Origin of the sequence: Nostoc sp. JL31 (genome assembly GCF_017114965.1) — a bacterium.
In the GTDB taxonomy this organism is placed as follows: domain Bacteria; phylum Cyanobacteriota; class Cyanobacteriia; order Cyanobacteriales; family Nostocaceae; genus Nostoc; species Nostoc punctiforme_A.
Genome location: NZ_JABXKO010000123.1, coordinates 73631 through 95976, shown reverse-complemented (window position 1 = coordinate 95976; position 22346 = coordinate 73631). Strand labels below are relative to the sequence as shown.

Annotated in this window: 15 protein-coding genes and 1 pseudogene; 9 read left to right on the top strand and 7 right to left on the bottom strand. The window is 41.4% G+C overall.

Going from position 1 to position 22346, the window contains the following annotated elements; genetic code table 11:
- Window positions 1-276 precede the first annotated feature (276 nt).
- The 5 genes from HWQ43_RS33600 to HWQ43_RS33580 all read left to right on the top strand — a co-directional run bounded on the left by HWQ43_RS33600 (window position 277) and on the right by HWQ43_RS33580 (window position 6454).
- Window positions 277-945, top strand: coding sequence for a M10 family metallopeptidase C-terminal domain-containing protein (locus HWQ43_RS33600; protein ID WP_292741738.1), 669 nt, complete (start codon window positions 277-279; stop codon window positions 943-945).
- 525 nt (window positions 946-1470) lie between these two features.
- Window positions 1471-3153, top strand: a complete 1683-nt coding sequence (ilvD, locus tag HWQ43_RS33595; protein ID WP_292741736.1) for a dihydroxy-acid dehydratase — start codon at window positions 1471-1473, stop codon at window positions 3151-3153.
- Window positions 3154-3569: 416 nt separating this feature from the next.
- Entirely contained in the window at window positions 3570-3947 is a 378-nt protein-coding gene (locus HWQ43_RS33590; protein WP_292741734.1) for a hypothetical protein, read from the top strand.
- Between the two features lie 30 nt (window positions 3948-3977).
- Complete coding sequence (locus HWQ43_RS33585) at window positions 3978-5117, top strand: caspase family protein (protein WP_292741732.1); 1140 nt, start codon at window positions 3978-3980, stop codon at window positions 5115-5117.
- Window positions 5118-5185: 68 nt separating this feature from the next.
- A complete protein-coding gene (locus HWQ43_RS33580; protein ID WP_292741730.1) occupies window positions 5186-6454 on the top strand; it encodes an ABC transporter substrate-binding protein in 1269 nt (422 codons plus the stop codon).
- Window positions 6455-6534: 80 nt separating this feature from the next.
- Here HWQ43_RS33580 and HWQ43_RS33575 read toward each other — a convergent pair.
- From HWQ43_RS33575 to HWQ43_RS33560, 4 genes and pseudogenes are all read right to left on the bottom strand, one after another.
- Window positions 6535-7300, bottom strand: a pseudogene (locus HWQ43_RS33575) (Uma2 family endonuclease).
- A 36-nt stretch (window positions 7301-7336) separates the two neighbouring features.
- Window positions 7337-7975, bottom strand: a complete 639-nt coding sequence (locus HWQ43_RS33570) for a Uma2 family endonuclease (protein ID WP_292741729.1) — start codon at window positions 7973-7975, stop codon at window positions 7337-7339.
- Window positions 7976-8128: 153 nt separating this feature from the next.
- A complete protein-coding gene (locus HWQ43_RS33565; RefSeq protein WP_292741727.1) occupies window positions 8129-10021 on the bottom strand; it encodes an ATP-binding protein in 1893 nt (630 codons plus the stop codon).
- 115 nt (window positions 10022-10136) lie between these two features.
- Window positions 10137-16037, bottom strand: coding sequence for an AAA family ATPase (locus tag HWQ43_RS33560; RefSeq protein WP_292741726.1), 5901 nt, complete (start codon window positions 16035-16037; stop codon window positions 10137-10139).
- A 214-nt stretch (window positions 16038-16251) separates the two neighbouring features.
- On the opposite strand from HWQ43_RS33560, the gene HWQ43_RS33555 reads away from it, so the two are divergent.
- From HWQ43_RS33555 to HWQ43_RS33540, 4 genes are all read left to right on the top strand, one after another.
- Entirely contained in the window at window positions 16252-16974 is a 723-nt protein-coding gene (locus HWQ43_RS33555) for a pyridoxine 5'-phosphate synthase (RefSeq protein WP_292741724.1), read from the top strand.
- 121 nt (window positions 16975-17095) lie between these two features.
- A complete protein-coding gene (locus HWQ43_RS33550; RefSeq protein WP_292741722.1) occupies window positions 17096-17815 on the top strand; it encodes a SnoaL-like polyketide cyclase in 720 nt (239 codons plus the stop codon).
- Window positions 17816-17876: 61 nt separating this feature from the next.
- A complete protein-coding gene (locus HWQ43_RS33545; protein ID WP_292741721.1) occupies window positions 17877-18206 on the top strand; it encodes an MgPME-cyclase complex family protein in 330 nt (109 codons plus the stop codon).
- Between the two features lie 224 nt (window positions 18207-18430).
- Window positions 18431-19105 (top strand): hypothetical protein, encoded by a 675-nt coding sequence (locus HWQ43_RS33540; RefSeq protein WP_292741720.1) that lies wholly within the window; start codon window positions 18431-18433, stop codon window positions 19103-19105.
- Between the two features lie 292 nt (window positions 19106-19397).
- Here HWQ43_RS33540 and HWQ43_RS33535 read toward each other — a convergent pair whose 3' ends face one another.
- From HWQ43_RS33535 to folD, 3 genes are all read right to left on the bottom strand, one after another.
- Window positions 19398-19853 carry a divergent PAP2 family protein gene (locus HWQ43_RS33535; RefSeq protein ID WP_094350479.1) on the bottom strand — a complete coding sequence of 152 codons (456 nt, stop codon included), beginning with the start codon at window positions 19851-19853 and terminating at the stop codon, window positions 19398-19400.
- Between the two features lie 273 nt (window positions 19854-20126).
- Complete coding sequence (gene crtE / locus HWQ43_RS33530; RefSeq protein WP_292741717.1) at window positions 20127-21059, bottom strand: geranylgeranyl diphosphate synthase CrtE; 933 nt, start codon at window positions 21057-21059, stop codon at window positions 20127-20129.
- Window positions 21060-21215: 156 nt separating this feature from the next.
- On the bottom strand, window positions 21216-22103 hold the full coding sequence (gene folD / locus HWQ43_RS33525) for a bifunctional methylenetetrahydrofolate dehydrogenase/methenyltetrahydrofolate cyclohydrolase FolD (protein WP_292741715.1): 888 nt from the start codon (window positions 22101-22103) through the stop codon (window positions 21216-21218).
- Window positions 22104-22346 lie beyond the last annotated feature (243 nt).

Here is a 22346-nt window from a genome sequence, read left to right as displayed (position 1 = left end):
AAATATTCTCAAATATTCTCAAATATTCAAACTTAATAGTAAAGACCTGTTTCAATCAGGTTTGTTCAAGAATAATATTCCCACTCTTGATATTTTTACCTTGCTTTTTCGGCATTGCGGAATGAAAGTATGAAATTCCCAAATTCCATGTTTGAAAATGTTTATTTTATGCCTTTGAAGGAAATCAAATTTATACTCTTAATCAGCAATGGCGTTTTATAATGGGTAAGTAAAGACGTAATTTTTTCCCTCTAAAGTTTTAGGAGAAATTCATCAATGGCAACTTCAATATCAATTTCTTTCGGGAGCGGCAGTGTTACTGCCAATTCTAGTAGTCAGAGCGGTAGCATTAGTAGCAATAATAGTCAGAGCGATATTGTTAACACTAGTGGTGGCAACAGTACCCTTATAGGTGGTAGTGGCAACAGTATCCTTAACGCTGGTAGTGGCAATGATAGCCTCTTTGGTAATGCTGGCAACGATACTCTTAACGGTGGTAGTGGCAACGATAGGCTCAATGGCGGTACTGGCAAAGATATTCTTTTTGGCGGTACTGGGACTGATAATCTCATCGGTGGTGATGGGGATGATGTCCTGATTGGCGGTAGTGGGAATGATATCCTCACTGGAGGATCAGGTAATGATATTTTCAAGTACAACTCAATTTCTGATAGTCCACTTTCGTCACGCGACTTAATCACTGACTTTCGTGGAAACGGTAATTTGCCAGGCGATCGAATTGATCTATCTAATATCGATGCCAACTCCACTATTGGGGGCAATCAAGGTTTCACTTTCATTGGGAGTGCCCAATTCTCCGCACCCGGCCAAATCCGTTATTCAGGAGGTATTCTCGAAGGTAGCATTGATGGGGATCGGTCGGCTGAGTTTCAAATTCGGCTTATAGGAGCACCACAAGTAGTGTCAAGTGACTTTATTCTTTAATTTAATATTCCTGCCTTGAAAATAAGGCAGCAGGCAGATCGCTTTTAGCGTCTACCCTTCTCCCAAAGGGAGAGGCTAGCGCCAAGGGAGAAGGCAGAAAGCACTAGAGAATGAAAACATCTCTTTCCCAGTCCTCAGTCCCTAGTCACTATTTTCAAGGCAGATATAATTTTGAAGAACTCTAGTGCAAAGTTAGAGTGTCTCCACTTTTGCGCCGGAATCAATATCAATATACTAAGCTATAAATGTGGAAAGTCAGAGCCTCAGCTTGGGGCAATGGCTTTTTTTCATATCTCAATTCTTCTTGCTATACTTAGTACTTCCCGGCACTCTAGATGCCTAACACAGAAGAATCATTCCTATTTTATACAAACGCTTAGATGAAGATTTATGCTAATTAGGGCTGACCAAAAGACACGGTGAAACATAGAGAATTACTCATGTTCGATCGCACCGCCCAGGCATGAGAAAATCATCAGGTAATACAATCGCAACTGTTGCGATAATGGCACGGAAGGAAAAAAGATGTCGGAGAATTTGAGAAGCCAAATTGTGACGCAAGGAGTGCAGCGATCGCCTAATCGAGCTATGCTGCGTGCAGTTGGTTTTAAAGATGAAGATTTCAATAAAGCCATTGTGGGCATTGCCAATGGTTACAGCACGATCACTCCCTGTAATATGGGGATAAATCAACTGGCGCAAAGGGCAGAGGTGGGGATTAAAACTGCTGGGGCGATGCCGCAAGTATTCGGTACGATTACCATTAGCGATGGGATTTCAATGGGAACTGAAGGGATGAAATATTCCCTAGTGTCGCGGGAAGTCATCGCTGATTCCATTGAAACCGCCTGTACTGGACAAAGTATGGATGGTGTGCTGGCGATTGGCGGTTGTGATAAAAATATGCCAGGAGCAATGATTGCAATGGCCCGGATGAATATCCCGGCTATCTTTGTTTACGGTGGTACAATTAAACCCGGTCATTACAACGGACGCGATTTAACTGTTGTCAGTTCTTTTGATGTTGGTCAATACAGTGCTGGAAAAATTGACGAAAAGGAATTATTAGAGGTTGAAGGTCGAGCTTGTCCAGGTGCTGGTTCCTGTGGTGGAATGTTTACAGCTAACACCATGTCTTCAGCATTTGAAGCGCTGGGGATGAGTTTACCCTATTCTTCGACAATGGCGGCGGAAGATGCCGAAAAAGCCGATAGCACAGAAAAATCAGCATTTGTCTTAGTCGAAGCCATTCGTAAACAAATCTTACCTCGTCAAATTATCACCCGCAAATCTATAGAGAATGCCATCTCTGTGATTATGGCAGTAGGTGGTTCGACCAATGCAGTACTGCACTTTTTAGCGATCGCCCGCGCCGCTGATGTAGAGTTAACCATAGACGACTTTGAAACTATCCGCGCCCGCGTTCCCGTTTTGTGCGATCTGAAACCAAGTGGTAAATATGTCGCTACAGATTTGCACAAAGCTGGTGGCATTCCGCAAGTAATGAAGATGTTACTTGTGCATAATTTATTACACAGTGATAGCCTCACCATCAGCGGTCAAACCATTGCAGAGATATTAGCAGACATACCAGAAGAACCATCTGCCAATCAAGATGTGATTCGGACTTGGAATAACCCGATGTATCCTCAAGGACATTTAGCCATCCTCAGAGGTAATTTGGCAACAGAAGGGGCTGTCGCCAAAATTACTGGAGTAAAAAAACCAGTAATTACCGGGCCTGCACGAGTATTTGAATCCGAAGAAGCCTCTTTAGATGCAATTTTGGCTGGTAAGATTCAAGCTGGTGATATTCTCATAATCCGCTACGAAGGGCCTAAAGGCGGCCCTGGAATGCGAGAAATGTTGGCTCCCACCTCAGCAATTATCGGTGCAGGTTTGGGTGATGCGGTGGGATTAATTACCGACGGACGCTTTTCTGGCGGTACTTACGGCATGGTGGTTGGTCATGTTGCACCAGAAGCCGCAGTTGGTGGAGCGATAGCGCTTGTAGAAGAAGGCGATAGTATTACTATTGATGCACCCGCTCGTTTATTGCAGTTGAATATATCTGAAGAAGAACTGGCCCGTCGTCGTGCCAATTGGCAACCTCCAGCTCCGCGTTACACTAAAGGCGTGTTGGCGAAATATGCCAAATTGGTATCTTCTAGCAGTATTGGTGCTGTAACAGATTTGGACTTGTTTTAATTAACCTGACAACTGTGGCGCAAGTTTGCCTACCTTTAACAAGGGGCTGAAGCCCCTTGTCTAGTTATTTGAGATGGTCGCTGGATTTACGCCGTCCTGTAATAGTTTGATCTAGCGACGCTTCTAAAGAAGTTGCAAAGACAAACTCGTAACTTACTTTGCGATCGCAAGCGTGGTAAAACAAACTGCTGTACTGAAACAACTTGTCAGATGAAATACTATTGATTGCCTCTAAGTTTTGAAGCTATTGAAGAGGAATATTCTGTGTTTATACCAGATTTTTGCCTGAATTTTATGAGTTTTTGGAAAAATATTGAAAAAGTTTCAGGAAATTTACATAGAAGATGTGATGTCAATCGATATACTACAGAAATACTATTGACCATCAACTGCTGAAAAACCTAAAAGGGCACAAAATGAGTTCTGAATCTAACGTCAAACTGACGATCACTCTTTCTAATCTAGACTTAGATGCAGAGGGGAAGGAACGGGAAGCACGGAATCTGCTGCGAGAAATCAAAGACTTAGATGTTGAAAGTGCTGAACTAGTAGCAGCTACAGAAATACCCGAAGGAACCAAATCTGTTGGTGGTTTTCTAGTGGGGGTGTTGCAGGCAGAGGTGAGCCTTGCCAATTTTAAGAAATTGCTGGGATTTTTGGGCGATCGCTTGGGGAACAAAACCATTGAATTGGAAGTTGAGGCTAACGGTAAGAAACTGAAGGTGAAAGCTAGCAGTCAGGAAGAGTTAAACGCCGCCATTGAACAAGCGCAAAAGTTTGTTGCAGGTAGCTAAGAAATTACAGCAGTAAGGAAGAATAAAGAGATGGCGAAAGTAGCACTGCTAATAGGAGTCAGTGAGTATGAGCCTGGTCTTACCCCATTGCCATCAACGATAAAAGATATTGAGGCAATGCGGCGGGTTTTGAAAGATCCAGAAATTGGCGATTTTGAGGTGAAATCCTTATTAAATCCTAATACTGTGGAAATGCAGACAGCTATTGAGGAATTGTTTTTAGGTCGTCAAAGAGATGACATCGTACTGCTTTATTTCTCTGGACATGGCATTAAATATGATAGTGGCAAACTTTACTTTGCTACAAAAATCACTCGTAGAAATGAAAAAGGAGAACTTTTTAAAGCATCAACAGTCTCAGTCGATTTTGTACATGACATCATTAACGATAGCCGTAGCCGTTCAAGAAGACAAGTAATAATTTTGGACTGTTGCTTTAGTGGTGCTTTTGCCAATGAGACAAAAAGTAGAGATGATCTTTCTTTAGATTTCCAGAAGATTCAACTAGGTGGAGAGGGGCGAGCTGTTCTAACATCTAGTACTTCAAGTCAGTATTCATTTGAGTCTATTTACACTCAATACTTAGTACAAGGAATGGAGACTGGTGAAGCCGATGAAAATAATGATGGCTTTATTTCTGTTGATGAGTTGCATCAGTATGTCCAAAGAAAGGTTCAAGAAAATAATCATGAAATGAAGCCACAGATTCAAGCAGTAATTAAAGAAGGTTATAACATCGTGCTAACTAAAGCACCTATTCACAACCGCGAGAGTATATATCTTGGAATAGTTAGATATTGGGTACGTGATGGTCAAATTTCTGACATTGGACGTTTAGCATTAAATGAACAACAAAATCGTTTAGAAATAGAATCTGATAAAGCTGTTGCAATTGAGGAAGAAGTTTTAAAACCTTATAAAGAGTACGAGAGAAAATTACAGCAATATAAGGAAGCGTTTCATCAAGCAGTTAAACAAGAGAATCCTATAACTGAACATACTCGCCGCGAATTGATTGGCTTTCAGAGACTTTTACGACTAACTGATGAAGATATAAACCGAATTGAAGCAGCAATAATTGCAAACTTAACAGATCCAAAAAAAAGTATAAATTTACAACTATTACTGCCAATAAAAAATTACTGCAATTCATCAGTTTGGTTGTTATAGCAGTAGTAATCTTGGTCTTAGGTAAACTCATACTTCCAACCTTTATAACTTCTAAAAGTTGTCAATATATGAAAAATACCCCAGGAACAGGGTTAGAAATTAGTTATGGCGGGCAAATTTTACAAACAGATACTAACTCTTGTAAAAAAGCTGGAACTCAGGCATTTGCATCCGGTAACTATAACGATGCCTTAAATAATTTCAAATTATCTCTTCAAAAAAATCCTAACGATCCAGAAACATTGATTTACTTCAACAACGTTAAAGCTCGTCAGACAAGTAATTCTCTCAAAATTGCTGTGAGCGTACCAATAGGTACTAACCCTAATGTAGCAGGAGAGATATTACGTGGTGTGGCTCAAGCCCAAGATGAAGTAAATAAAAGTAGCAACATTAATGGCAAACTTTTGGAGGTGGCGATCGCTAATGATGATAATGACTCAAGCAAAGCCCAAAACATTGCCAGACAATTCGTCAATGATAAAACTATTCTAGCTGTAGTGGGACACAACGCAAGCGAAGCTGCCGTACCTGCTGCATTTGTGTATAAAAGTGAGAAGTTAGTGATGCTCTCTCCCACCAGTTTTGATCAACGCCTATCTGGTCTTAGCAACTATATATTCCGTACTGTTAATACTAACAATTTAGCGAGAAGCCTCTCTGATTACATAATCAAGACCGCTACCAAAACCAATATTGTAATTTGTGTTGATCCTGAGTCTGCTGATAATAGGTGGTTGGCAGATGAGTTTAGCAAAGCCATAGAACAGCCTAATTATAAAATTAATCCTACTCCTTGCAACCTTTCAGACCCTGCTTTTGATCCCAATACCATGATTTCTAAAGCTATTACGAGCCAGGCAAACGGTTTGTTTTTAGCTCCTTATATAGACAGAATTAATAAAGGTCTAGAAGTGGCACGAGCTAGTAAAGGACGGTTACAGCTATTTAGCAGTCCTACAATGTACACGCAACAAACCCTAGCGAATGGAAAAGCTGATGTCAACGGGATGATACTCGCTGTACCTTGGCATCCTCAAGCAATTTCTGGTAATCCCTTTCCCCAAAATGCCCAGAAACTTTGGGGTGGGCCTGTAAATTGGCGAACAGCGACGGCTTATGATGCAACTATAGTAATCGCTAAAGGTTTGCAACAAACTAAGACAAGTGAAGAACTACAAAAAGTACTGCACAGTCCGAGTTTTTCAGTCGATGGTGCAACAGGAAATATTCAGTTTTCACAATCAGGCGATCGCATAAATAATGAAATCTTTTTAGTCAAAGTTCAACAAAAAGCTGGCACTGATAAATATGAGTTTGTGCCAATTCAACCTTAGTTTTGCAGCTTGACTTAATAGCGATCGCACTCAGTTTTTTATTTATAACAACTCGATAAATTCATCAAAAAAGCCAAAATTCACAACATATCTGGATTTTCCCCCATTTCTCTCAATCTAGCCGCTAAACGAGCCACCTGTGCAGCAGCCGCTTCTTCTCGTACAGCGGCTGCTTCTGCTTGTGCAACTGCGGCTTGTGCTTGTGCAACAGCAGCCTCGTCTGGTAACAAAACCAAATTGCCAGCTACATCATAAAACCGCAACCATACCGCCGTTTCTCTGTCTATTGTTCCTTCATTCGTTCCCAACCATAAACCTAACTTTTGACACCACAACCAACCACGCTCATTTGGTGTCAAAGATTGATATTGCTGATTATGATCTAAATGCCACCCTTGCAAAGAAGTCGGGTCAAAGGGGTCATAGACAAAATAATCTGAAGTATGAAAAGTTTGTTCGTAAAGGTCTTTTTTAACAGTCTTATCTATTTTAGCTGTAGATGGTGATATTAATTCTACAATCACATCAGGATAACGACCGTTTTCTTCCCACACTACTCAACCTTGACGAGAATTAGTCCCGTCCACATTCAGGACAGCAAAGAAATCGGAGCCACGGAAATCCTGGTTAGCGTACTTGGGCGCTGCTGTAATAAATAAACATATTGCCACCAGTAAAAAAATCATTTCGGTCAGCCCAAGCTTGCTGCAATGAGCGAATCAACACATTCATAGCAATACGGTGGTGATTTGATTCCAAGGGATCTCGGTGATCAAAAATTAAATCTGTAGGCGGTGTAGGGTGTTCCCAGTCTAGAATGGCTCTTGGGTTGTTTTCGGTAGTCATGAGCGATCGCCTTTCTCAGAAAGCCTTAGATTTCTATCATAAATTATTCTTCACCCAATCTCTAAAATTACGCATAGCTTGACTTCTCCCAATTGTTAAACATTGCTGAACATATTCATTAACTAATTCAACTATTGGGATATTAGGAAAATTAGGACTAGATTCAGACTTTATATACTTCCCTTCTTTTAGCAAGGAAATTTCTAACCCTTGTTGTGTATGTCGCCAAAGTTCAGGAACTCCCAAAATTTCATAATTATCAAATCGAGTCCGAGAAGTAATATCAATTTCGATTGCTAAATCTGGTGGTGGGTCTATATTTAAATCAATGCGATTTTTCCCAATTACAGCAGCTTGATTTTGAATATAAAAGCTGGTATCTGGTTCTACTGCTTGCCGCATTTGCTCATTTTTAAGTGTTGTGGAACCAAAAGGCTCAAAATCAATTTGGAGTATTTCTAACAAGATTTTGACTAAATCACCAATAAGTTCTTTATCTTTTTCGTGTTCTGGTAGGGGAACCATAATTTCTAACCAACCATGACTATAAGAAATACGTGCAGCACGCCTTTCTCCCATTTCTTCTAAAATATTTTCTAACTGCTGCCAACTAATATCTTTGAGCAACATCTGTTGGCCAGGTTTAACAATAATTTGTTGCAGTTTTAAAAGCATATCACCTCAGAGAGTTGATGTATTAATTTATGTAGTCGATAGAATTTACAAATCAACTTTATTAAAGTATATCGCCTCTGAGTATGAGTGTATAAATTAGCTAAAATAAATCATCAACATAAACTTTGCCTATTTCAATGTTAGAAGTAATTTTTACTTGTTACTTGTTAAAGGAATACGGATAGTAAACTCTGTTCCATATCCTGGAGTAGAATCAACTTCAATAGTTCCTCGATGTTTATCTACGACAATTTGATAAGCGATCGCCATTCCTAATCCGATTCCTTTACCCACAGGTTTAGTAGTGAACATATAGTCAAATACTCGTTGCTTTACCTCTTCTGACATCCCAATACCATTATCGGAAATCTGAATAATCACTTGTTTTTCATCAGTGAGTTCAGTCTGAATGCGAATTTGTCCTTCATTCTTTACTAATGACTCTTCTATAGCATCAATTGCATTCACTAGAACATTCATAAACACCTGATTGAGTTGCCCTGCATAGCATTCTACTAGAGGTAAATCACCATATTTCTTAACGATCTGAATTTCTGGTTGATTAGGCGTGGCTGTCAGGCGATGATTCAGAATCATCAGAGTGTTGTCTAATCCTTCATTAATGTCTACAAATTTCATGTCTGCCTCATCAAGGCGTGAGAAATTACGCAACGATAGTACAATCTGACGAATGCGCTTGGTTCCCACTTGCATTGATGCCATTAATTTGGGTAAATCTTCTGCCAGAAACTCAATATCAAGGTCTTGGGCGCGATCGCTAATTTCTGGGGTAGGATTTGGGTAGGTTTGTTGATAAAGCTTGAGCAAATCAAGGATGTCTTGGCTGTAAATGCTGGCATGGTTGAGATTGGCATGGATAAAATTAGCAGGATTATTGATTTCATGTGCCACTCCAGCCACTAGTTGTCCCAGGCTAGACATTTTTTCGGTCTGGATAAGTTGAGCTTGGGTATTTTGCAATTCTTTCAAGGTTTTGCTGAGTTCCTGCGCCTGCTGGCTGGAAACAAAGGCACGATCGCGAATCTGTTCATATAGCTGCACCTGTCGCCATGCACTAATTAACCCAACCAATAGCAATCCTCCCAAAACTGTAGCCAATAGGTTCAACGCCTGCAATGGCGATTCAATATTTTCTTTTGGCACAATTAACGCTACTGACCAATTTGCTTCTCTGAGGGGAGTGTAAGCAATATAACTCCACTTACCATCCAGTTGAAGTAATTCAATATTTGTGCGTTTAGCTACCATTTTTTGAGTAATTTCAGCTAACCGAAGATTGGGTGAGTTAAGGAAACTCTGGGCAGCTTTTTCGGGTGTACCAATTAGTTCTATATTGGGATGAGCGATGGGAACTCCTTGAGAATTTAGCGCAAAGGCATAGCTGCTCTTACCTTGATGTAAATTGCTGATGACTTCAACTACCCGGTTAATTGGAATTCCTCCCATTAAAACACCTGCTGGCTTTGTACCTGTGTTGGCAGGAATCGGCGAACTAATCTGAATCTGTAACTGTTTGGTTGTGCGTCCAATAATTGGATCGGCTGCTACTGTTTCACCCGCTATACTCCGCTGAAAAAATTCTCGGTCTTTAACATTAAGATGATCTTGGTGAGTATTGATTAATGTACCATCTGGTATACTTAATGCCATGAGCAAAAACGTTTGCAGCCGCTTCACCTCAGATTGCAAGTAAGGTTCCATCACAGGCCAATCTAGCGATCGCACGACAACAGAATTTGCCAAAGTCTTAATTTCTGTCTTACGAATGGCTAACCAGTTATCAATATCATCCTCACCTTGCCGTGTTTTTAACAGTGCTTGCTCCTTGATACTATCGAGCAGCAATCCCTTAACAATCTTGTAACTAGTAACAGCTGTGGCACTAATGCTAATGGATAGAATCACCACAATTAATAATAATAGTAAGTTTCGCGATCGCCATTTAAATGAGTAGTATTTTTTGTTGATCTGGGCATTCCATCGGGGATTAATTTTCAACCAGACTTTTCGCAATTTAAGCATCATCTTCACTTGACTCCAAACTAAAATTTAAAAAGCAAAAATGAAAAGTGCTGAGTAAAATGGAAATTACTCAGCACGGGCTAAACGCCCCGCTACCGCTAACAGCACTCAGCATTAATTATTGTTGTTGAGTAGAGATTTGAATGACAAACTCTGTACCCTTTCCAAGTTCGGAAGTACAAGAAAGCGAACCGCCATGTGCTTCTACAACAATTTGACGAGCGATCGCTAATCCTAATCCAGTGCCTTTTCCTACAGGTTTGGTGGTGAACAAATGGTCAAATACTTTTTGTTTAACCTCAGATGACATTCCCACCCCGTTATCAGCAATCTTAATCAAAACATCCTGACCTGAGTCTGCTACACGAGTTTGAATGGTGATGCAATTGGGGTTGGCAAGAATCGCTTCCAAACTCCGTTCTATATTGTATTGTTCAAGTGCATCAATGGCATTTGCTAACAAGTTCATAAATACCTGATTAAGTTGTCCAGCAAAGCATTCCACTAGGGGGAGTTTGCCATAATTCTTCACCACCTCAATTGCCGGACGATTTTCGTTAGCTTTTAAACGGTGTCTCAGAATCAGAATACTGCTGTCAATACCTTCGTGAATATCAAAGGGAACTTTATAATCCTTATCTGCTCTGGAGAATGTTCGCAAACTGGTACTAATACTGCGGATACGGCTAACACCCAATTTCATCGATTCCAGCAATTTAGGTAAATCTTCGCGTAAATAATTCAGGTCGATGGCATCAATTTCATCTTGAATATCTGAGCCGGGATTAGGAAACTTTTCTTGATAAAGATTAATTAGACCCAATAAATCTTTGACATAATCTTTTGCTGGTTCTAAGTTGCCAGCAATGAAGCCGACGGGATTGTTGATTTCATGGGCAACACCTGCTACCAAGTTACCAATGGCAGACATTTTTTCACCTTGTACTAATTGCAATTGCATCGTTTGGAGTGCTTGCAATGCTTGTTCTAATTGTTGCTTTTGCTGTTGTAGCAATTTTTGTGATTGCTGGTATTTGGTAATGTCTTCAGACGTTCCAAGGATACCAAAAACGTTTCCTTCTCTATCTTTTAGGGGAATTTTATTTGTATTCGACCAGATTTGTTTTCCGTCTGCTTGCTGTAATGTTTCAATAATATTGAGTTCAGCTTGTCCAGATTCCATAATGCGGCGATCGCACTCTACATACCAATCTGATTCCTCACGAGTCCAAGATAAATCGTAGTCTGTTTTAGCAACAACATTTTTTGGTATTCCTACACCTGAAGCTTGAGCAAACTTATGATTACAGCCTAAATAAACACTATTGCGGTCTTTCCAGAAAACAGATTGGGGGATATTGTCCATAATTAACCGCAAGAATTGTTCCGTCTGTCCCAAGTTTTCTAGAGTATTTTGTGCTTGCTGATAAAGTCGGGCATTTTCCAAGGAGATTGCAGCTTGAGTGCATAATAGATTGAGAATTTCGACGCGATCGCTAGTAAATGCCCCAGTCATCAGATTGTTTTCTAAATATAAAATCCCTAAGAGTTTTCCTTGATAGAAAATTGGTGTACATAGCAAGCTTTTGGGTTGCTGACTAATGATGTAGGGATCGGCTATCAGCACCGGATATAATGTTGTATCAAAGATAATGGTAGGTTGCAGGCTGCGTTTGACGGCGTAAATTAGGCTATGAGGAACATCTGCACTATCTTCCACAAAAATGGACTGTAACACCGTTGATTTTTGACCAACTTGAGCCGTCGCCTCAACTACCAATCTATCTTCTTTAAGCAGTAGTAACGCACACTTATCTGCTCCAGCATTTTCAATCACCACTTGCAGCAGCTTCGTAAGTAATTTATCAAGTTCAATTTCACTGGAGAGAGTCTGAGAGGCTTTTAAAACTGTTGCAAAATCTAGCATTACTGATGTGTTGCTGCTAGAGGTTACTGATTTATTAACGCTTGGGTGGAAAGTCGTAATGCTGTCAATATTTGCGATCGTTTCATTGGGCGTGAGTAGCGATACTCTTTCAGAGTCACTTCGTGAACGCGTCTGTTGTAAAATCGGGGCTAGAAGCCGTGAATAACGTTGTTCTAAATCATCGACTTTGGCTTTAGCACCCCAGCGAGTATAACAATAGTAAGCATTAATCAAATATTCTTGGGCAATCCGTTCTTTGCCCCATTCTAAATAAAACTTAGCTGTAAGTTCATTAGCAAGAGCTTCTTCATTGAGGTATTCGTTTTCTTTGGCTTTAGCAATGGCGCGATCGTAATACTCAATTGCCTCGGCTTTTGCCCCCAATACTCGACATTTTTCTGCGATCACTAAAGCATGGCGGTGAGCCTGATTACTTGGTGCATGAGCCGCCCAAGTGCTGAGTTTTTCTTCATGACCCCTCACCCGTTCTATAATGCTGATTTGGTCTGTCTCACTGGCTGTTGGGTAAACCGCTAATCGAACTAGTGCATCGTAGAAGTAAAACAGAGGAAGCATTACTAGTCCTGTGACTGCACCCAAATACGGTTCTGCAAGTTTGGCGTTTTGTAGAGCTTGTTCATAGTGTTGGAAAAGGTAGGAGAGGAACAGTTTATTGAAATAAACCTGATATAGTCCTGCTCCCTGATTCGTTTTGAGGTAAAGCTGAATTATTTCATCCTCATGGCAGTATTCGCCAAGCAACCGCTCAGGTTCAAGCACAACCTCCAACAAATTCACTACAACCTGATAATAAATACTTTGTGTGTGCAGACAGGTATCCTGGCGCAATTGCTGAATGACCTTGCGATGAGCTTCTATCGTTTGTCTTAAGGCAGATAGTTCTTGACCACTCCAGTAAGCTGTGTAGCAATAACACATCAAGCTGAGAGCGACATACTCGATATCACCGATTTCTAGCCCACTGGAGTAGGCTTGCAAATATCCTTCCAAGGTATATTTTGCTGGTTCTTGCCAATGTCTAAGGAAGCAGTTAAAGGCAAAAATGGTTTTAGCAGTTAACTTGGGGGCATGAATGCGTTGCATAAGATTCATCCCCAGTTGCCCAAACCGATAGCCTGCGTCAATATCTCCCAATATGGCAGCCAAGGTCAACCCATACATTACGTAGCTATGAGTCGATTCTGGAGCATTGCCGTATTCTACTGATAAATCGAATTCGGCAAAGATCACCAGGGGCAAAAGATCGGGAGCAGCTTGATAGGTGGCAGAAATAATGCTGGATAAAATAACCATTGCCGCTTTTTTATCCGGTGTGGCTATTTGCGGTAATTCCAACAAAGATTCGATTGACCTGCCATTGAGCAAGGTTTGGGTGTGCCTCAGTGCCTGTTGGATGTCTGCTGGGGTGGGTTGTTCCGGCAAATGTACTCCCAGATGCTTGAGGATTTTTCGTGCTAATTGCAAGGCTTCTAGCTGCTGATGTTGTGCCATGCAAGCCTGGATTTTAATACTGTAGATATTTACCCGCTCCAGCCATGATTGGGCATGATTCAGTACCACATCAGCTAACTGTTCCATCTGTTCAAAATCGGTGCAGAGGTAAGCTGATTCTGTTGCTCCTTCATACAAGATCAGGGCGAGATTGTATTGGCTGTGCCAGCAATTACTCGTCAGCATGGCAATACCTGTGTTGAAATAGTCTAAAGCTGCTGCATAAGCTGTTGCACCCTTGGCTTTATGTCCAGCCGCCAAGTTTAACTGCGCGAGTTCCTGTTGCTCCAGCTCATCACTAATCAAAGCGACCCCTTGATTGAGGTGGTTGACGATCGCAAAAATTTTCTCATCACGTTCATTTGCAGTCGTGGTGTGTTGCAGCAAACGCCCAATGTGCAGGTGAGTAACTTGCTTTTGATTGTCAGGGATTAGTGAATAGGCAGCTTGCTGAATGCGATCGTGAAGAAATTTGTAGGTGATGGTTATTTGTCCATAGTCATTCTGGCTATTTACCAATGAATGCTGTTGATAAAACTTGTAAACATCATTGGTAGGAATGATCAATCCTTCTTGGAGTGCTTTCCATAATTCATCTGTCGTTGTTGCCTCAGACTGTTCATAGACAATCGCTAATGTGGTTAAGTCAAAAGAGTTTCCTACACAAGCCGCTAATTTCAAAACTTCTTGAGTTTCTATTGACAATTTTTCAAGCTGAATTGCCATAAACTCTACTACATCGTCAGTAAGAGTGAGCGATCGCACCTGAGCAATATCACATTCCCAATAACCACCATCAAAATTAAATGTAATTAATTGATCTTGATGTAGCGCTTTGAGAAACTGGTTACTGAAGAAAGGATTCCCTTTAGTTTTGCTCAATACTAATTCTGTTAAGGGTGTGGCTAAAGCTAAAGAGCAACTCAATGTATTTGCAACCAAATGATTGATAGAAACCCGATCGAGGGGTAATAAGGTAATTCTATTGACTGTGGCATCTAATTTCTGAATCTCTTCCAAAGTCAGCATCAACGGATGTACTGGGTTGACTTCGTTATCTCGATAAGCACCAATTAACAATAAATAGCCGATGTCAGCTTCACTCATTAACAAGTGCATTAAGTTTAAAGAAGCAGAATCTGCCCATTGCAGATCGTCAATAAAGATCGCCAATGGATGTTCTGATGCAGTGAAGACTTGAGTGAACTTCAAAAACAGCAAATTGAAGCGATTTTGTGCCGCACTACCAGAGAGTTCCGGCGCAGGCGGCTGTTTACCAATCATACTTTCCAGTTCTGGAATCACCTCAATCATCACTTGTCCGTTCTCACCCAAAGCAGAGAGAATTTTGGACTTCCATTGCTCAAATTGGGCATCAGTTTCACTCAGCAGTTGCCCGATTAAGTCTCGAAAAGCTTGCACGAAGGCAGAGAAAGGGATGTTGCGCTGGAACTGGTCAAATTTACCTTTAATGAAATAACCCCGTTGTCGCACAATTGGCTTGTGGACTTCGTTCACTACAGCAGTTTTGCCAATACCAGAGAAGCCTGCTACTAACATAATTTCAGTGCTTCCCTGACTGACTCTCTCAAAGGCATCCAGTAAATTTTGAACTTCAGCTTGGCGACCATAGAGCTTTTCTGGGATGATGAAGCGATCGCAAATATCCCGCTCACCTAATTCAAAAGATTTAATCGAGCCAATTTCCTGCAATTGAGACAAACATTTTTCTAAATCAAATTTCAGCCCTAATGCACTCTGATAGCGGTCTTCAGCATTTTTCGCCATCAACTTCATCACAATCCCACAAAGAACTTCGGGAATAGGTTCTTCATTTTTGAATTTTGAATTTTGAATTTTGAATTGATTTGGTTGCTTGGCAATATGACAGTGAACTAACTCCATCGGATCGTTAGACTCAAAGGGTAGGTGTCCAGCCAGCAATTCATAGAACGTAACGCCGAGGGAATAGTAATCACTGCGATAGTCAATTCCGCGATTCATCCGCCCGGTTTGTTCTGGGGAAAGGTAGGCGAGAGTACCTTCTAAGACATTAGGACTGTAAATTTCTTGGGTTTCTCTGGGTAAAAGAGAGGCAATACTAAAGTCAATCAACTTGACTTGCTTAGTTTCCGGGTTGATGAGAATGTTGGCAGGCTTGATATCTTTGTGGATAATTCGATGGCGATAAAGTCCGTCAAGAGTATTACTCAGAGCGATCGCAATATCCAAGAACTCTGTCAGAGTATATTGGTTACTCTCCATTTTTTTGTTGAGCCAATCTCTGAGGGAAATACCACCAAAATCCTCCATCACCAAAGCATAGCTGTTGCGGTAAGGTTCCAGGCTGTAGGGATGAACAATACCGGGTAGATCGAGATTTTTAGCAATCGTGTACTGATTACGAAACAGCAGCAGTTCATTGAAGGTAGGATACTCCTGCTGGAGCAGTTTGATGACCACTGGAAGTTGATCGGACTCTCGAATAGCACGATAAACTAAGGTTCTAGAGCCTGCATAAAGTTGTTCGCTAATTCGATAGTTTAAAAGCTTGTCCATCGGCTCAACTGCTGTATTCATACTTCATCAACTCTTGTTAAATCAGCTACTTATTTAAAGTAGTTTGCCCAAAGATCAGCTTTTGCTAACTCAGTTTTCTTTTGGGGAACACCGAAAAGCCCGTCGTAGACATCGCATTTTACATGTGTAATCTGTCTGTAGCTTATTAAGCAAAACTACCGCTATTTCCGGTAAAATCAAGTTCTGAAGACTGTGGATTTGGGAGAAACTTGGGGTGCCTACACTTGGCGTTAACATTGACCACATCGCCACTATCCGGCAAGCGCGTCGGACGGTGGAACCAGATCCAGTAGCGGCGGCGGTACTGGCAGAATTAGCAGGTGCAGATGGAATTACGGTGCATCTGCGTGAAGATCGGCGACATATCCAAGATCGGGATGTGCGGATATTGCGGCAAACAGTGCGATCGCATCTTAATTTAGAAATGGCCGCTACAGACGAAATGCTAGCGATCGCTCTCGATATCAAACCAGATTACGTGACTTTAGTCCCCGAAAAGCGCGAAGAAGTCACAACAGAAGGCGGACTAGATATTATCGGCCAAATTGCTAGAATAGGTGAAATAGTCGATAAATTGCAAAGCGCTAGCATTCCAGTTAGTTTATTTATCGATGCCGAACCTGCACAAATTGAAGCATCTGTCAAGATAGAGGCGCAGTTTATTGAATTGCACACCGGACAATATGCTGAGGCTAAGGATGAAACAAATCGCCAGCGAGAATTAGCCATATTAGCTAAAGGGTGTGAGCAAGCGATTCAAGCCGGATTGCGAGTTAATGCTGGTCATGGGCTTACCTATTGGAACGTCTATCCGGTAGCTGCGCTTCCAGGCATGGAAGAACTGAACATTGGTCATACCATCATCAGTCGGGCAGCATTAGTAGGTATAGAAAAGGCAGTCCGCGAGATGAAGCAAGCTATAAGAGGGGACAGGTGACAGGGGATAGGGAATAGGGGAAGAAACTATAACCTGTAACCTGTAACCTGTAACCTATAATCTAGAGGGGTTGTCACTGCGAAATCTAGAAATTGGGATCAAATCTTCAGCAAAAACTTCTATGAGCGCAACACAATCTAACAACCTGCCACTTTGGGTACAGAATAGAGATAAAGTGATAGCAGAAAGCACTGATGTCGAGTGGCGCTATCAGACACCGCCTGATTATTCCCGTTCAAATGAGAATCTTGCCCAAGAAAGTATCCACAATCACCTTGAAGGTACACTGGAAGCGATCGTCCAAAACTTAGTGAGAACCTTTGAGATGGAGGTATCCTTCAAAGCTAACCCGCAAGAGTGGTTATCTATTGTGAATGAACAGTTTCGCGTCAGTACCAATGGTGGAGTAGAGTATACCGCAGCAGATGTATCAGCCCAAGGTACTTACAATCTATTTATGCCTGATTCAGAGCATTACAAAGCTTCAGAAGAAACCTTTGAATCATCCGCAAAAGTCTTCCACACAACATTCCCCCAAGGATTTCCTTGGGAAGTTTTGGAAGTTTTCTCAGGGCCCCCAAATGTCACATTTAAATGGCGGCATTGGGGACATTTTAACGGAGAATATAAAGGCCATGCACCTACTGGAGAGACAATAGAAATTATCGGCATGAGCATTGCAAAAGTTACCGATGACTTGAAGGTTATTTCCTTAGAACACTACTTCGACAATAATCTGTTCTTGGAAAAGCTAACATCTGGTGGCAAACAGACAAAATCTGAAAACCAGAAAAGTGCTTGTCCGTTCAGTTCTTGGTTCAATAAATCCCACAAAAGTTAGTTTGTAAGGGTACAGAGTCACTGTGCCCTGAAATTATTCACATAGCAACCAAAGGATGAAAATGCAAACATACCATTACGTTTTGGCAAGTCAGCGCTTTCTTCTCCAAGAAGAACCGATACACGAAGTTCTCAAAGAACGCACCCGTAACTACCACGAACAAGAAAAACAAATAGATTTTTGGTTGGTTGAACAACCAGCTTTCTTGAAAACACCGCAGTTTAAAGAGCTAAAAGCAAAGTGTCCCCAACCAGCAGTCGCAATTATTTCTACAAATCCTCAATTTATTACTTGGTTAAAACTGCGTTTAGAGTACGTCATCACTGGAGAATTCCAGGCTCCTTCTGAGGCAATACCAGATGCTTTAGCATCGTTAGCTACCGTATCTTAGGCATTGCTTAGGGGAGAGGTGACAGGTGACAGGTTATGGAGAATAATCTGTACCCTGTAACCTATAACCTGTTCCCTTCTTTACTCCTCATTCCCTAACTTTATTTTTGAGTAACAAAATATATTTTTTGACACATATTTCATCACCATACTGAAGTAGCTAGGTTTTAAGCTTTTTTCTTATAAAATCTTCTAAGACACCTTAATTTACATAATCTAACTTTTGTGCATAGATTTCAGAATTTACCAAGTGTTTTAGGATTAGCGATTGTAGGGTTGATTGGTGGTATGAGTTCTGTACTTGCTCAAAAAACCATTCCCTCTTGTCAACCACCAAATGCGGGTGAGTATCTTTTATTAGTAGTCAGTCCCACAGCAAATAATCAAAAGCAGTTACGTAGCGCCTTACCACCTGAACTTAAAACTATCACCTGCAAATATCTCAACGAAACCGTGACGCGAGTCGGGGGTTTTAATAAAATTGACGATGCCAATCGTTGGGCAAGATATGTCAGCAATATTGTTGGCTTATCTGCCATAATTACAACTCGACCGACGACAACGGCAGATGTGCAGCCACAGCCACAGCCACAGCCACAGTCACAGCCAAAAAAACCACCTCAGCAGACAGTCAGCTATAATCCTCAAGCATTAGGAGAAGGTTATGCAGTGCTGGTAGATTATTACAACCGTCCAGAACTAGTAAATAATGTGCAGCAAGTGGTGGGAGGTAACGTCGGTTTTGTTTCTTATGGACAACGCCCTTACTTGCTAGCAGTTTATACCACTAACCAAACTGAAGCGTATAATACATTGCAAAAGCTAAACAATGGCGGTTTCGTTGCCAGCCTAGTAGATAGCCGTAAGGTGATTCTGCTGCGCTCAACTGTGCGGTTTTAGTGATATTAAGTTTACTGGCATACTGATGCGAGCTACCAGATTGGTAAATTTGTCAATTAACCGAATTTTGGATTTTAAATTTTGGATTTTAAATTCAAAATTTAAAAAGGTTTTAAGCGAACATATTTATATTCGCTCTGTGAGAAACAAGTTATTTGGAACAAATCCTTTCATCCTTAATCCCCTGAATTTCTTCACGGGATAAATCTAAAATCCAAAATCCAAATTTGATTGACAAATTACCAGTTACCAATTATCAATAGCCGCTCAAACAAAGATTTATTGCCCTAGTTCAATAAGCAGACCTAGCTAACCAATAGATGGTTATACCCAAAGCCGATCCGGCGATTACCTGAACTGGTGTATGTCCGAGTAATTCTTTCAGACGGTCTTGGCTAAAATCTGGTTTTTCATGAAATAATTCATCAATCATTTGATTGAGAATACGAGCTTGCTTACCAGCTGCTTGACGAACTCCGGCTGCATCATACATGACAATGATGGCAAAAACGATCGCAACGGCAAAATCAGGAGATGCCCAACCTAGTGTTTGCCCTACACCAGCGGCTAGAGCCGTAACCAGAGCCGAATGGGCACTGGGCATACCTCCGGTTGTCACCAAAACACGCACATTCAGTTTGCGATGTTTGACGATCTCAACTACGAGCTTTAATGCTTGAGCAATTAAACAAGCTACCAGAGCAACCAGCAGCACCCGGTTGTCTAAAATGTTGCCTATGTCCTGCATGGTATTTTGGTTAGGTTAGTAAATATTAGCAGCAGTTGTTGGTTGAGGAAACATTTAGATTCAACCCAAAATTCCCAAATTAATTTATCACGTTGCAAAAAGACCAACGATTCAAAATAACCTAAAGGCTTATCAAGTAAGCTTTTGTAATTTTGAATCAGTGAATTTTTAATTTCGTTGGGCAGTAGTAGTACAGTATGGTGTAAATAAACTACCCATTCCCAATCAATGAAACGCTTGGGGTATAAGAATTACGAATTACCCAAAGCGTTACTAGTTCTTACGGCTGGTAATAAAATGAGCGATCGCTTGGAGTGGTATAGCTCTGTCTCCAAAGGGTTCTAATTCCACACAAGCTTCTTTAACTAGCTCTTGGGCTTTTGAGCGCGATTCCTCAAGTCCCCAAAGGCTGGGATAGGTAACTTTCTTAGCTCTTTCGTCTTTGCCAGCTGTTTTACCTAATTGCTCTTGGGTAGAAGTGATATCCAAAATATCATCAATGATTTGGAATGCTAGCCCAATATTTTGAGCATAACGGGTTAGTCGTTGCACATCTTCAGGTGATGCATTAGCAATCAGCCCGCCACAAACTACGCAAGCTTCCAAAAGGGCTGCTGTTTTGTGTTTATGAATGAAATTTAAGGTTTCTAAGGAAATATCAGATTTACCTTCCGACTCTAAATCGACAACTTGACCGCCGACCAAACCAGCTGCCCCCAATGCTCGACCAAGACGGGCAATAACCTGCAAGGCCACCTCTCTCTTAACGCTTTGGGGGGTTTGAATGGCAACAGACTCAAAAGCAAGAGCCAACAAGCCATCCCCAGCCAAAATCGCGACATCTTCACCATAGACTTTATGATTCGTCAGCTTTCCACGACGGTAATCGTCATTATCCATCGCTGGAAGGTCGTCATGAATCAACGACATTGTGTGGATCATCTCCACAGCACAAGCTGTTGGCATGGCCATTTCAATGGTTCCACCCATCATTTCACAGGTGGCAAGGCAAAGAATGGGACGTACACGCTTACCTCCAGCTAATAACGAGTAGCGCATCGCCTCATAAATCTTTTCTGGATAAATGACTGGGATAGCCCGATCCAAAGCATTATCACAAAGCTTTTGTCGCTCTTTTAGATAGCCTGCTAAGTTAAATGTGGCTTCCTCTGGTGGTGTCTTTTGCACGTTATCAGTTGCTACCATTCTTTAATTCCTGACATTTTGCGATTTTTGCCTTATACGTCACAATTTTAAGGTGCTGGGGGGCTGAAAAAAATGAAGAGTTAGGAGCAGAGACGCGATTAATCGCGTCTGTACAGGATTTAGGAGTTAAGAGTTATTAAGAATAACTTTTAACTTTCACTCTCTTTCTTCTTTTGCCGCTCTGGAATAGCTAGCAAATGTATTTTCCAACAATATGGCAACAGTCATCGGGCCAACACCACCAGGAACTGGGGTGATAAATCCTGCTACATCAGCGGTTAATTCAAAATGGACATCGCCAATGAGGCGACTTTTGCCATTAGCATCGGTGACGCGATTCATCCCCACATCTACCACAACAGTGCCCGGTTTCACCATATCAGCAGAGATCAATCCGGGACGACCTACTGCTGCAATTAGAATATCAGCATTTTGGGTGATGGTTTTGAGGTCATGCGATCGCGAGTGAGCGATCGTGACTGTGGCATCAGCTTCTAATAGCATCAGCGCCATCGGTTTACCCACCAAAATACTGCGCCCCACAACTACTGCCTGTTTTCCCTGCAAAGGAATCTCATATTCTTCTAAAAGCCGCATCACACCAGCTGGGGTGCAGCTACGTAAACCAGTTTCTCCCCGTACTAGTCGCCCCAAGTTAACTGGGTGCAGTCCATCAGCATCTTTATCGGGATCAATTTGATGTAGCAGAGTTACAGCATCCAGGTGGTTAGGTAAGGGCAACTGCACAAGAATGCCATCCACTCTTTTATCGTGGTTGAGTGCAGCAATTACCTCTTCTAACTCCTCAAGGGTAGTTTCGGCAGGAAAATGCTTACCAAAAGAAGCGATCCCAACTTTAGCACAGGCTTTTTCTTTATTGCGTACATAAGCCGCTGATGCTGGGTTATCACCAACCATCAACACTGCTAAACCAGGTGGTCGTCCAATTTTTGGTTGTAATTGTGTAATCGCAACAGCAAGTTCTTGCTGAATTTTTGCAGCTAAAGCTTTCCCATCAAGGAGTTTGGCAGTTTTTGTTTCCATGAAAATTCCCAGCTATGTTCGCTTTTTGTCCAAAGTCCAAAATGAAAATATTGATTCTTAACTCTTGACTTTCGACTATTATTGTGTGGCTGTTTGGTGTCGTAGCGTTTCTCTCACAGTAAATCCATAATGTTTATTTTCTCAGATCAACGGCATCATCTGAAGAATAAAGAATTAGGAGAGTGGGAGAGGGGCAGGGGAGCAGGGGAGCAGAGGAGAATAATCAATGCCCAATGCCCAAAA